This is a genomic window from Chryseobacterium sp. AG844 (assembly GCF_003182335.1).
Lineage (GTDB): Bacteria > Bacteroidota > Bacteroidia > Flavobacteriales > Weeksellaceae > Chryseobacterium > Chryseobacterium cupriresistens.
On sequence record NZ_QGTV01000014.1, the window covers coordinates 81,066 to 94,187 of the forward strand.

The following is a 13,122-nucleotide window of genomic DNA, read 5'->3' on the forward strand; positions in this document are numbered from 1 at the left end:
CTATGATTACAGTTCAATCGGTTTCAAAAAGTTTTAACGGAAAAAAAGCAGTTGATGATATTTCCTTTCAGGCCAATGATAAGGAAATTCTGGTGCTTCTGGGAACAAGCGGCTGCGGAAAAACTACCATGCTGAAAATGATAAACCGCCTCATCGAAGTAGATTCCGGAACTATTTTGATTGATGGCAAGAATATTCAGTTACAAAAAGCGGAAGAGCTGCGCATGGGAATTGGATTTGTCATGCAGCATTCCGGGTTGTTCCCCCATTACACCATACAACAGAATATAGCAGTTATTCCCGATTTGCTGAAATGGGATAAAAAAAAGACAGCCGCAAGAACTCTTGAACTCTTAGATAAACTCCATCTCTCTGAAGACGTGCTTACACGGTTTCCCAATGAATTAAGCGGCGGACAGCAGCAAAGAGTGGGAATTGCCAGGGCTTTGATTGCCGATGTCCCTGTTTTGCTGATGGACGAGCCGTTCGGAGCGCTGGACAATATCACCAAAAGTGATATTCATTCAGAATTCAAATCCCTGGAAGAACTTAAAAGTAAAACCATTATTCTGGTGACTCACGATGTTCAGGAAGCCTTCGATTTAGGTCATAAAATCTGCCTGATGGATCAGGGGAAAATTATTCAGACAGGAACTCCGGGAGAAATGTTGTATCAGCCCAAAAATGATTTTGTTAAGAATTTTTTTGCTAAAAACCGGCTTTTACTGGAATACAAAGTAGCCAGATTGAAAGATCTGAGCTCTCTGATTGAAGGCAGCCGTTTCTATGAAGAACTTCAGTTTTCTGATAATACCAATGTTTGGGACGCTTTGCAACATCTGAGTACAGATACTTTCCTTTCCGAAGATTACGAAAATCTGGTTAAAGCATTTAATGAATACCGAAAATTCCAGACTGTATGAGCGAGCAAAGTTTTTGGCAGTTTATCACGGAGCAGCATGAAAAACTGCTTAATCAGGTTGTACAGCATCTGGGACTCACTTTTTTATCTCTGTTTCTGGCGATCATGATCGGGGTGCCTTTAGGAATTCTCATTGCCCGAAAAAGAGAATTATCAGGTTCTGTTTTAGGAATGGCAGGGATTTTACAGACTATTCCCAGTATTGCGCTGCTTGGTTTTATGATTCCTGTTTTCGGGATTGGAGCAGCTCCGGCCATTGTTGCATTGCTGATCTATGCTCTTTTACCGATCATCAGGAATACATACACCGGAATAACGGAAGTAGATCCGGCGGTAACAGAAGCTGCAAAAGCAATGGGAATGAATGGAAAACAGCTGCTTTTCAAAGTTCAGCTTCCTTTGGCGATGCCTGTTATTATTGCAGGAATCAGGACGGCAGCGGTGATCAATGTGGGGGTGGCAACTTTAGCTTCATTTGTGGCGGCAGGCGGTTTGGGTGAATTTATTTTTGGTGGAATTTCCCTTAATAATACCCATATGATTCTGGCCGGTGCAATTCCCGCAGCTTTACTGGCTGTTCTCTTAGATCAGACCATTGCCGTTTTACAGAAATTAAGCTATCAGTCTGTAAAGAAATTAAAATATATTATTCCGGCTGCTCTGGCTGTTATCGGAATTGTTTATCTTTTAACTTCTGTTTCAAACCATAAGATTAAGGCAGGTTTTACCCCTGAATTTATGGGCCGGCAGGACGGAAATCTGGGACTTCGTTCGGTATATGGGCTTGATGCACATCCACTGGTTGTAAGTGATGCCATTATGTACAAAGCAGCCTACGAAAAAGAGCTGGATCTCATCAGCGGATATTCAACAGACGGAAGGATCAAAGCTTTTAATTTGTATGTTCTGGAAGATGACAGAAAGATTTTTCCTCCTTATTTTGCGGCTCCGGTAATCAAAACAAAAACATTGGAAAAATTTCCCGGACTGGAAAAAACACTGAACCTTTTGGCAGGTAAATTCAATGATTCTATCATGACAGAACTGAATTACAAAGCCGATTATCTTAAACAGACTCCCGAAAAAATTGCTAAAGATTTTTTAATGAAAACAAATTTATATAAAGATCCACGCAAAGGAAATTCCCAAACCATAAAAATCGGATCCAAAATTTTTGGTGAGCAATATATTCTGGCCGAAATGTACAAAATGCTCATTGAAGGCTACACAGATTATAAAGTAGAAACAAAAACAGGGCTCGGCGGAACGAAAATCTGCTTTGATGCCCTGATGAATGACGCCATTGATGTATATCCTGAATACACAGGAACCGGACTGCTTGTTTTGCTGAAACCTTCGGCAAAAACGATAGAAGAAGTCTCTAAAAGTCCGGAAAAAACATTGGAGTATGTCAACCGGGAATTTCAGAAACAATACGGAATTGAATGGCTGCAGCCACTTGGTTTTAACAATGCATATGCTTTGATGATGCGGAGGAAACAGGCTGATGAACTTAAAATTAAAACTATTTCAGACCTGAAAAAATATATGGATTCCCAATGATGACGCACAGTTTTCAACAAAAAGAATTCTAACCTTATCTTATATAGCTTATTAAAATTAATCAGAGTAGATGGTGTTCTACTCTGATTTTTTTGTTTTTAATTAAGAGGCTTTCTGCCGGTAAAAATATTGATCAGAACGACAATAATGGCAACCACCAGAAGGGTGTGGATTAAACTTCCTGTGTCCATACCGGGAATGATTCCAAGCATTCCGAGTAGCCAGACTGCGATGCAGATGACTGCAACAAGCCATAATAAATTTCTCATACTATTATCTTTTTGTGGTTAGTGTTGTGGTGTAGTGTATAGCTGCGGCCTCGTTTTATTGATGCCTTATACCTTTGTGGTGATATTGGGTGCTTTTATGATCGGTTTTATAGTTGGAATAAACAGTATCAGTAACCGTACTGTAATTTTTATTGAAAGACTGATCATCCTCTAACTGTGGCATGGAATAATGAAACTCCTTGCCGTTCTTATAAAGCTTATTATCGTAAGTACGGTAAATCTGGTTTTCTTTATAAGTGTTTCCGTCAGGGGCAAGATATACTTTGCTTTTCTTGCCTTTCTTTCGCAGGCCCATATAAAGCAAAGAACTTCCTGCTGCAAGAGCCAATGTAATTTTTACTATATTGTTCATACGATTGTGATTTGATTTTAATAATTACAATTTTTTTGCCATAAGATAGAAATGTGGTACTTTTTAGGCATATAAATGTTTGATGAAAAGAAAAAGCCTGGCAGAGCCAGACTTTATTTGTTTCAGAGCGTTTGTTCTGTATGTTTTCCTTCCCTGATCTCTTCTACCATTTTGGCATTAAAGGCAGGAAGATCTTTTGGTGTTCTGCTCGTAACAAGTCCCTCATCTACTACCACCTCGCTGTCTTCCCAGCGTGCGCCTGCATTTTTTAAATCCTGGCTGATGGAGTTGACGGAAGTCAGATTCCGGCCTTCTACCACACCCGCGTTGATCAGTACCTGCGGTCCGTGGCAAATGGCTGCTACAGGTTTATGCTGGGCAAAAAAATCCTTTACAAAGGTGAGTGCTTTTTCATTGGTCCTCAGCTGATCGGGATTAATAACTCCTCCCGGTAATACCAGCGCATCATAGTCTGAAGCGGCTGCATTGTCCAGCGTTTGATCTACAGGATATTCCTTTCCCCAGTCTTTTTCTGCCCAGGCTTTAATGCTTCCCGGTTCTGGACTTACAATATGGGCGGTCCATCCCTGTTGTTCCAGATATTCTTTAGGTGAACTTAATTCACTCTCTTCAAAGCCATGTGTGGCCAGTATTGCGATTTTCTTTGACATAGTACTGTTTTTTGTGTTAAGTTCGGAAGGTTTATGACCTCCGATTACAACGTCCGATTGTTGTGTGATGATTAAATAAAAACTTACCTCATGAGAAAGAGGATATCTACTTCTTTAGATCTTCAAGAACTTCAAATTTATCATGAGAAGCCTTGAGCTGATGAAGCTGATCCAATACCACTCTGGAACTTTCCGGGCAAAGATCACCGCTGTCTAATGCATCCTGATACGCATCTATAGCAGCACTTTCACCATATACAACATTTCCTAACGTAGAGCCGGCTGTATCTGCAGCAAAAGAATTTTTAACATCAATCCATGCTCTGTGGATGGCTCCTGCAGTAGATCCTGATTGATCCGGTGTGCCGCCTCTTTCCGTAATCAGATTGCTCAATTCGTTTTTCATCTTGTGAGACTGGGCTACCATGGTATCATAATCTGCTCTCAGCTGTGGATACTCGTCCCATACTTTGTCTTCCACTTTTGAAAATCCCTGAATTCTGTCGTTGGTAATGTTCAGTAAATCATTCAATACTGAAACTGTTTTCTCGTTGTTCATATTTTTATATTTTAAATTGGTACTATGAACTTTGCAAGTGCTGTGCCTCAAACGGCATATCTGCAAAGATGTGGTATTTAAAAAAAACTTAAAATTTTGAAAACAAATCTTAATTAAAAATACCTGAAGAACTGCAAAGAACTCCATAATCAAAAGCACCACAGAGGTTTATTAGTTTTGTGCTGGCGAATAAATACCTCCTTGAAAAGCATTTACCGCTAGCTATTTTATCAGCAAAAAGAATTGATAACAGTTTCAGCTTTGGCTTCTTTGATGGAGTAGGAGGACAGTTGCAATAAAATATAATTTGGGCACGCAGATAGATGATGCCATAATTTTTTCTATATTTAGAAGAAGTAAGTGTATGATTTACTCATGTTTAGAAAAAATGGCTTGTGTTTGTATTTTACATCCTAAAACAGGCCTATCCATATAATATAAAAAAGACAATGTCGATAAACCCGATACCTCCGGATGGAGGCCTGTTATACAAAGAAACAGATATGACTCAGTTGTTCCCTGAGCCTTTCAATGCATTAACAGCCTTATTGTTTTTAGCCATAGCCATTTTCTGGACCATTAAGCTGAAAGGTAACTTCAAAGAATATCCTTTTTTAACCTACTGCCTGGTTTTATTATATATCGGTGCCATTGGGGGAACGGTTTACCATTCTTTCAGACAATGGCCAGTATTTATTATGATGGACTGGCTTCCGATTATGCTATTATGCCTGTCTGCCGGGTTTTATTTTGTAGCACAGAGCACCCGATGGTATTATGCTGCTGTAATGGTTCTGGGATATGTCGCTCTGATGTTTGCTTTAAGAAACTGGATTCTGAATGATAATCCTTCCCTTTTTATCAACGTCAATTATGCCATCATGGCCTCATTGGTAGTTTTCTCGGTACTCAGGTATCTGATGTATACCCAATGGAAAGCCGGCAAATGGGTAGGCTTTGCGGTGCTGTCCTTTGTTTTTGCACTGACTTTCCGTATCGCTGATAAATGGGAATGGTTCAGCTTCGGAACCCACTTTTTGTGGCATACTTTCGGGGCGGTGGCGACGTTTTGTATGTTTAATTATATCAGTCTGACGCGGAATGAAATTAGGAAGGTGTAGGTTTTTTATGAATCGTCAGCAAAAACTTTCTCCAAAGTCTTCTGACTTTGGAGAAAGTTTTTGCTATGGGGTGATTAAACGAAAATTATTAAATAATCCAATATTGGAGAGAGCTGAAAAATGAATTCTAACTTCTACTATGTAATTAAATTGGGACTAAAATTATATTATTTTATGTTCGCTAATAGTTTTCGAAAGTTTAATGAAATTATCTTTTCAACGTCAAAAATGGTTTTGCCCCAAGCGCTTGAAAAATAATTATTTACATTAATAACATCTATAGGTCTTAATATATTTCCATTGATATTAGTAAATGGACCATCTGTTTCTGTTAATAGATTAGTAATTGGTATTTTTTCAATAATTTTCCTTCCTTTTTCAGATTTAATCATTGCTGGATTAATTGAGAAATAATATCCTTCATTAACAATTTTATCAATAAGCTTTAAAGACCCAGAGTACCAGTGAAATATAGCAGACTTTATATTGTACATTTTTAAAAGTTCAAGAACTTCTTTTTCCGCGCCTCTTGAATGTATACTTAAAATTTTCTTCTTTCCTGAAATGGTTTCCAATATTTTAGTAAAAGATTCAATTTGTATATTCTTCGTAGCATATCCCTCTTTTGAAAAATCTAGCCCAATTTCTCCTATATAGGATGTCTTAGGAAGGTTTTTTAAGAATAATCCAAATTCTTTTTTATGGATTTCTGCATATAATGGATGCATTCCTAAAGCTAATCTAATCTTTTTTAAGTTTCTAAAATGTGGATATCCCATTTCAAAATGGCTAGGCAGATTTGTCATTGAAATTACCATCATATTAGTATCTATACATTCTTGTAATACCTTTTCTGGGGTTGGGTATAAATCAATATGACAATGGGTGTCTATAATCATAAAAGTCCTAATTTAGATTTGGTAAAGTTATTACCTTTATCTCTAAATAATTGTAGAACTTCATCTTTTGACCTTAAAACCATTTGTGCGTAGTTTTCCAAGTTATCAATATCTATATTGCCGTTAATTAATATGTCTCTTTTCATTTTTTCTAGGGAAATGTTTCGATTTAAATAGCTAAATAATGCTGGTAAATCATTAGTTAATGAAGACTGTTGTAAGATGTCATTACCAAAGATTTCATTATCTAGATTTATTTTATTTAAAGCAGCTCTTCTGTATATACAAGGCATACATTTTCCACATTGTTCAGTTCCTGTTTTTATAGCCCAATGTTGCTTTCTTCCTCTTTTACCACAGGAAACGGATAAGCTAAAACTTGACTGCAAAGCTCTTGGGTTTGAACAGTTTTCAATCATTTCGCCTTTTGTAGAGAATGAATATGGATTTTCTAATTGTATTGGTAATCCTATTTCCAATAATAATTCTTTTAAGTTCTTTAAAACAAATGGATGCGTTGTTCTAGTACTCAAGGAGCTAACCCTAGAAGGTGTTAAGGGATAGTTAATAGAAATTGTTCCGTTTTCAGGAATTATTAAAGTGTTAATTGGTGATATGTATATTCCTAAACCAATAAAAAATAAAGATCGACTTCTATAATTATTTTCAATAAATATATTATTGTCATTATCATCTTTTCTGCTAAGAGCTAATTTGGATTGTACCCAATAAAATTTATTTGGATAATTTCGTTGTAGATAATTTAATAACCTTTTTTGGTCTCCATTTGGGCCTGATGATTTATAATCAAAATGGGAAATCAATAAAATTCTTTCATTTGGATTTAATTTTTCAAGTTCGTCAATTACTCCTATTAAAGAATCTAAACCTCCTGAAAAAAGACTTGCTGATTTTATTGAATTTTTGTCGTAAACTGGAATTTTTCGTCTTCTTTGTCGAGGGAAATAATATTCCACATGTGAGTTTTGGATAAAATTTATAGTCCAATAATCACCAGTTAAAAAATCTAAGATTTTCTTTAATTTTATTTCTTTTCCTTGCCAAGTGCTAAGGTTATGGACAGGAAAATCCACCTCTAAATCTCTTGTCCAACCATCATTAGAATATTTTTCTCTATTAAATAAATTATCTACACCATATACTAATGCAGAAATTAGAAAGAAATCGAAACGTAATGTAGTAAAATCTACATTAAAATCGAAAACATTTTCATATTTAAGAAAAGTTAAAGGAACCTTTCTTTCTATGCCATTTTCTATGAAGCAAAGCTTTATATTAGAAAATTTTCCTTCTTGTGCTGGGTCGAATTTTATTGTTACTTTCATAATTATTCAAAAACGGTTAATACATCTTGTTGAATATTTTTTATTAGTGTATCGGCATCATTTGATCCCCAATCAACATTTTGTAATGGATTTGTTTTATGCATATCTGAAACTCTTTCCTTGATGAAACTCTTAATTTGTGAAAAAAGGCTGTTACAATCATTTTCATTCTTATTTTTAATTAAATTCTCATAAAACCATTTTGATAAAAGTTCGTTGATATAATTTCCAAAATATCCAATTATAATATCTTCTAAAGAACTAGATTCAAACTTTTCTGATAAGAGAGTTTCTACTTCATCTATGGAATTTGCTTGACCTATTAATTCTTCCATTAATAGTCTAGTAGCTTCTTTTGCTGCAATATCATCAATTGAACTTGAATCAGTTGAACAATATTCAATTAGATGATTTATAATATCATTAACACTTTTGTTATCAAGGTTAGTAATTCCTATAAAAGTAAGTGCCTCTCGAATTTTATTATTTGAACTAACAAATTTTGAGAGAAAGCCTCCAATTTTCTTTGCTGTTTTGATACCACTTTGTCCTCCTACCTTTGACCCTCCTCGTCCTCCTATAGCGGATCCTCCTAAAGAAGAGACAAAGTTGTTCATAATTGCTTGTTTTTTTTCGGTAGATAATGTTGATCCATTACAATTTGATGTTAAAGAAGAACTCAAGTTTTTCCAGTTAGGAACCATAGAGTGTTTAACATCAGAAAAAGATTTAGATGTTCCCATATTATTTTAAATTAAATGCTTTTGCTGCTTTAGACTTCTTATCTTTAAAATAATCAGATAAAAAGTCACCCATATTTGGATGTGATTTATAATTCTTTAGTCTTAATCCTATAGATGCATCTATATCTAAATCATTTATAACTTTTAGTGATTCTATATAATGATAAGGAGCATTTTCTATTTTTAATTCTATTAACTCATTGAATATTTCATAATTCCTTTTAGAAATAGGATTACGCTTTAAAGTGGTGGATAATAAATTGAAGAATGCTTCTTTTTCAGCATCATTTAATTCCTTAAACTTATCTTCTATTATTTTCCTTGTTACTGTTGATGTCATCTGATCGGGTTGAAGCTCATTGAAGAGTACCTTTACAATTGGAGGAATCAGACTTGAAGCTGATATTGAGTCATTCAATTTATCCCGTGCTATCCAGAAATAATCCCTTAAATCAACACTTTGTAGTGAAGGTTCTACTTGAAGCCAATTTATTATTTTGGGCCTATTCCAATCTTTAAATTTTGAGTCTGCTAGTTCGGTTAGTAGTTTGTTTAAATCCTTATCCTTGCAGATGCCTTCAATTTCACTGATCTCTTCAGGAGTTCCTTCTTTATCTGTCTGCCAAATAAAAAGTTGCTTAAAAAGTTTGGGTTCAGAGTATTCTAAAATCATGAGTTTTGCTAGAATTGCATCCTGAAAGTTCTCAATAGACGCAACTTTTGCCAATCTCTTTCTAATTGTGTAGGTATTTAAAAATCGTTTGATTTGGCGTGGATTGCCATACAAACTACTAGTTATTAATGGTACTAGAGATGGAATTGTTATAATGTTTGATTTTACTTTTTGAAAGTCATTTGCACTTAAAATACTTTCAAAATTTGATAATCCAAAGGAAGAATATTTGTTTTTCTCTCTAAATTGTTTGAACCCATCCAAAACTTTGATAAACTGAGTTTCTTCTAATTCTTTTTTACAAACAAGCATAGAAATATACGTCTCAACTTCCGAATCGGAAAGTCGTGGTAAAGAATATGGTAATTGAATTAATTTTTCTAAATAATCAATAACAATTCTATTATTATCTTCTTCTATTTCTTTATTATTTTTATATTTTTGTTCTATTGCATGTTTCACTATTCGTGGATCAGCACCAATAATAAATGCTGTTTTGGGTACATTTAAAAATAACTTTATTGCTTCTAAGTTTTCAATAATTCTTTCAGGAGTACATCTATCTAAATCATCAACAATTACTATAAGCCTTTTGAAGTTTGTGGATTCGAGTAATTCAGAAAAATCATTACGGAAATCTGCAACTGCATTAATTTGTTGTACGCTTTCATCCTTGCTCTCTTTTAAAAAAGATTCATATAGTTTTTTACCTTCATCCGATTGTAATTTTTCAATGATTTTCTGTGGATCGTTACTCCATTCAGATATTTTTTGAATCGTATAAGGAATCAAACTAGTCCCTCCGGTAAAATAAGCTGAAACGGCAGGAAGAGCAATATTTTTTAACAACATGCCTGCTCCTCTCATCCAATCAATAGATTTCCAAAGTTTTTTAGCTTTATTTTTTACAGTATCTTTTACCTCGGAGGACAATTTTTTATTACCATCTATTTCTTTAAGAATAGAATTTAATAATGCTGCTTTTGCATCATCGTAACCTTCAAATGTCCAGCCGTTGAAATATATACATAGTGATTCCTTGTTTTCTTCACTCTCAAATTCATTTTTAATTATTTGTAAGACACTTGATTTTCCACTTCCCCAATCTCCAAAAACTCCTATTGTAATTGGTAAAACATTTTTGTCATTAATAACGTCTATTAATAAATCTGCATGTACCTTAAATCCTAATAAATCTTCAGATGTTTCATTGTCTGCCCACATTTGTTAATTTTTTATAAGTCTAAAATATATGTAATAGCTTGAAAGTAATTACGGATTTCCGTAAATGCCAAAAATAAAAAGCCTCTTAAAATTTTTAATCCGTATTTTCACGGAATTTCTTAAAGATTTGAAAATTTCGCAAAAAAAAATCCCAACTCTCGTCAGGATTATTCATTTATAAGTTTAAAGAAATCAGATAAACTAATTTTTCTTGCTTCGCATATTTTAAAAAGTGTTTCAACAGGTATTCTGTAAGTTTCTTCACTTTTAATTTTTCTAATGGTGCTTTCTTCTACACCATGATTTTTGGCAAAAGAATTTTGTGACTTGCCTTCCTGAAGCCAAGGTATCAACCATTTCTTTGTAATGTATAAACAAATTTTTTCGTTTATATCTGTCATGTGACAAATGAAATAATTAAATAATAAAAAATTACGGTCGATCGACCGTAATTGAATTTCTTTTCTTACATTTATAAAAAATAAGCCATTAAGAAAATTGAAGAAGATAAAACGGTTCGCTTAAAAAATAGCTTCAGCTATTCCTTAACGGTTCTTCATCCCTCAAAAGCTCTTAATGGTTAAGAAAAATTTCAACACTAAAAAACACAAACAATGAAAAAAAGCAAAACAAACTTCGATCCCCGGTTTCGGACAGAAAAGAAGAACTCCGGCTTGCAGCTGATAGAAACTTTCTTTCAGTTCAATGAGCTGGATGTTTCCAAAGAAAGGCTCAGCAACATTATGAATTATGCGGTAAAGAGAAACAGCTGGATCCATGAAGATCCGGCGGTGATCTTCCAGTTTCATCAGTCGATGAGGTCATTGATCCGGGCAGGATATCTCATGATGCTGAAGGACAGAAAATGGACGGTCGATACACAATCGGAAAAGATTTCCCCTTGGGTTCTTGGTCTGCTTTCGGAGAAAGAATACCGGAATCCTCTGCTGGTTTTCAAAAAAGCCTTCAGTGCCTACACCCTCAAAGAATTTGATTATTTTATGTCCGGAATCGTCTATTTTTCAATGGGTGTTTATGAAAATCTACCGGAAAGGAATATCGTTATGCCCTATATTCATACGGTGAAAATGCTGGATGCTGCACACCTTATTCTTCAGAGAAGAAGAGAAAAGAAGATAGCTGAAACCCATTAAAAATAAAAAATGCCCCTTTTTCAGGGGCATTATATTATTGAGCTTTTACTTGCTCTATCTTTATGTAAATTTTAGAAAGGTTGGGTTGGGCACTCCCTGAGGTGGGGGCTCCTGCCATAATGGTTGCGGTATAAGCAGTTTTTGAAGAAGCGTTGCTGTCTATCCAGGTATATCTTCTATGCTCAGGTCCGCCACTGGAACCATCTATAATCCCTGCGTTCCCCCAGTAAGCGCTTCCTACTGCTCCGGTGCCTTGAGGAAACCAGGTAGCTGTTGCATCTCCCATACCGCCCCATACTCCTGAAGTAATATTGTTGGTAGTTTGAGCTGCTCCAATATAACCGCCATATTCGGTATTGTAATTCCAATATAGATTCACGGTAGCCCCTGTATTATTAAATAACTGTACATTTGGAACTGCAGCAGTTGTACCACTGGTGGTGTCAAATATTACTCTGATAGAATACTTACCATCCGGGGTAGCAAGAGGAAAAGTATAGGCTTGTTTCCCGTTGGAATCGGTTGTTAGGGTGGGATATCCCATCACAGCAACAGGAGTAATGTCTGCACGGCTGCTATTTCCCACTGTAGCGGTACAGTTTTGCGCTGCTGTTAGGAAAGAAACCGTACTGCTGGTCATTGGGATAGTCATGTCATTAGCAGTGGTGGGAGTTCCGCTTACTGAGAATACCAGTTCGCCATCACCAAACTCTAAAGTTCCGGGTCTTAGCTGGAAAGTCAATCCGTTGATAGTAAAAGGAGTTCCTGAATTATATGCTCCGCCGTTTCCTCCATTATAGGTAACCCTCAGGTTTCCGGTGTAAGGAGTACCGGGAGTATAAGTAGAAGGACTTAAGTAAGCTGTAGTACATTGTAATGCAGAAATTGCCGGAGCTACGGCATTGGTAGCCTGTGTCAGTCTTTGCCATACTGTTCCGTCAAAATAATAATAGCCCATAGCAGTAACATTGATACGTTGCCCTGTGGCATCTCCGCCGGTGACGTCCGTAATATAAATTAATGCGCCGGTCTGATTGATACCATAGGTAGCGGTATTGGCTGTAAGCTCAGCTCTGGTGAGTCTTGGGGCCTGTAATCCGAATGTTTGTGAGTTATTCGTAATCAGCCCCGAAGTATCTCTTGTAGCAGATACATCCAATGTTGTTTTAGGTGAGGCAGTATTAATCCCTACTTGGGAAAAGGAAACTCCTGAAATAAGAATAGCAGTGAGGTGTGTAAATTTTGTTTTCATATGAGGGTGTTATTTTGTGTGTACCAAATATAATTCTTTTTTTTGTGAAAAATGAAAAAAAAACCTTTGTGATTGATAAAAATTAACTAATTGGTAATATTCAGTTTCATTATGATATGTTTTTTAAGATAAAAATTTCATTTTTTTAACCGTTTAATTTTTGTTTTTTACGAGTAATAAAAGCCACAAAAGCTTTTTAAGCTAAGCTATCTACTTTGTGTATAGAAGTATACCAAAGGTGTTTAAGCAATAAAAACTTTTGGGACTTTGTGGTTAATTTTGAAAAACCTTTCTGTAAAATTCACAGTCTGATTCTTTTAATGTTGAAAGAAGGATGATTTACTTATATTTGC

At 35.3% G+C, this 13,122-nt stretch carries 14 protein-coding genes; 4 read left to right on the forward strand and 10 right to left on the reverse strand.

What is annotated here, in order from left to right:
* The first annotated feature begins 2 nt into the window (after positions 1-2).
* Both DEU40_RS14510 and DEU40_RS14515 read left to right on the forward strand, forming a co-directional pair.
* The gene (locus DEU40_RS14510) at positions 3-923 is read left to right on the forward strand and encodes an ABC transporter ATP-binding protein (RefSeq protein ID WP_110010488.1); all 921 of its coding nucleotides are present in this window, start codon (positions 3-5) and stop codon (positions 921-923) included.
* The gene (locus DEU40_RS14515) at positions 920-2,485 is read left to right on the forward strand and encodes an ABC transporter permease/substrate-binding protein (RefSeq protein ID WP_110010489.1); all 1,566 of its coding nucleotides are present in this window, start codon (positions 920-922) and stop codon (positions 2,483-2,485) included. Before DEU40_RS14510 ends, DEU40_RS14515 begins: the two co-directional genes overlap by 4 nt.
* A 98-nt stretch (positions 2,486-2,583) precedes the next feature.
* Here DEU40_RS14515 and DEU40_RS14520 read toward each other — a convergent pair whose 3' ends face one another.
* The 4 genes from DEU40_RS14520 to DEU40_RS14535 form a co-directional block, all read right to left on the reverse strand.
* The gene (locus tag DEU40_RS14520) at positions 2,584-2,754 is read right to left on the reverse strand and encodes a lmo0937 family membrane protein (protein ID WP_047433678.1); all 171 of its coding nucleotides are present in this window, start codon (positions 2,752-2,754) and stop codon (positions 2,584-2,586) included.
* Between the two features lie 55 nt (positions 2,755-2,809).
* Complete coding sequence (locus DEU40_RS14525) at positions 2,810-3,127, reverse strand: hypothetical protein (RefSeq protein WP_110010490.1); 318 nt, start codon at positions 3,125-3,127, stop codon at positions 2,810-2,812.
* 122 nt (positions 3,128-3,249) lie between these two features.
* Positions 3,250-3,798: a type 1 glutamine amidotransferase domain-containing protein gene (locus DEU40_RS14530; RefSeq protein WP_110010491.1), complete on the reverse strand. Its 549-nt coding sequence runs from the start codon at positions 3,796-3,798 to the stop codon at positions 3,250-3,252.
* Positions 3,799-3,904: 106 nt separating this feature from the next.
* Positions 3,905-4,357, reverse strand: coding sequence for a PA2169 family four-helix-bundle protein (locus DEU40_RS14535; RefSeq protein WP_110010492.1), 453 nt, complete (start codon positions 4,355-4,357; stop codon positions 3,905-3,907).
* 449 nt (positions 4,358-4,806) lie between these two features.
* Here DEU40_RS14535 and DEU40_RS14540 point away from each other — a divergent pair, with 449 nt between their 5' ends.
* Complete coding sequence (locus DEU40_RS14540) at positions 4,807-5,478, forward strand: hypothetical protein (protein ID WP_110010527.1); 672 nt, start codon at positions 4,807-4,809, stop codon at positions 5,476-5,478.
* A gap of 167 nt (positions 5,479-5,645) precedes the next feature.
* Here DEU40_RS14540 and qatD read toward each other — a convergent pair whose 3' ends face one another.
* The 5 genes from qatD to DEU40_RS14565 all read right to left on the reverse strand — a co-directional run bounded on the left by qatD (position 5,646) and on the right by DEU40_RS14565 (position 10,764).
* Entirely contained in the window at positions 5,646-6,377 is a 732-nt protein-coding gene (gene qatD / locus DEU40_RS14545; RefSeq protein ID WP_110010493.1) for a Qat anti-phage system TatD family nuclease QatD, read from the reverse strand.
* Complete coding sequence (gene qatC, locus DEU40_RS14550; protein WP_110010494.1) at positions 6,374-7,723, reverse strand: Qat anti-phage system QueC-like protein QatC; 1,350 nt, start codon at positions 7,721-7,723, stop codon at positions 6,374-6,376. The genes qatD and qatC overlap by 4 nt, the downstream gene beginning before the upstream one ends.
* A 2-nt stretch (positions 7,724-7,725) precedes the next feature.
* Positions 7,726-8,466, reverse strand: coding sequence for a hypothetical protein (locus DEU40_RS14555; protein ID WP_110010495.1), 741 nt, complete (start codon positions 8,464-8,466; stop codon positions 7,726-7,728).
* Between the two features lies 1 nt (position 8,467).
* Positions 8,468-10,363, reverse strand: coding sequence for a P-loop NTPase fold protein (locus tag DEU40_RS14560; protein ID WP_110010496.1), 1,896 nt, complete (start codon positions 10,361-10,363; stop codon positions 8,468-8,470).
* A 167-nt stretch (positions 10,364-10,530) separates the two neighbouring features.
* Positions 10,531-10,764 (reverse strand): helix-turn-helix domain-containing protein, encoded by a 234-nt coding sequence (locus DEU40_RS14565; protein WP_047486272.1) that lies wholly within the window; start codon positions 10,762-10,764, stop codon positions 10,531-10,533.
* 213 nt (positions 10,765-10,977) lie between these two features.
* Between DEU40_RS14565 and DEU40_RS14570 the strand changes: the two genes are divergently transcribed.
* Complete coding sequence (locus DEU40_RS14570; protein ID WP_110010497.1) at positions 10,978-11,517, forward strand: hypothetical protein; 540 nt, start codon at positions 10,978-10,980, stop codon at positions 11,515-11,517.
* Positions 11,518-11,551: 34 nt separating this feature from the next.
* On the opposite strand, the gene DEU40_RS14575 is transcribed toward DEU40_RS14570, so the two are convergent.
* Positions 11,552-12,769: a hypothetical protein gene (locus DEU40_RS14575; RefSeq protein WP_110010498.1), complete on the reverse strand. Its 1,218-nt coding sequence runs from the start codon at positions 12,767-12,769 to the stop codon at positions 11,552-11,554.
* Between the last annotated feature and the right edge of the window lie 353 nt (positions 12,770-13,122).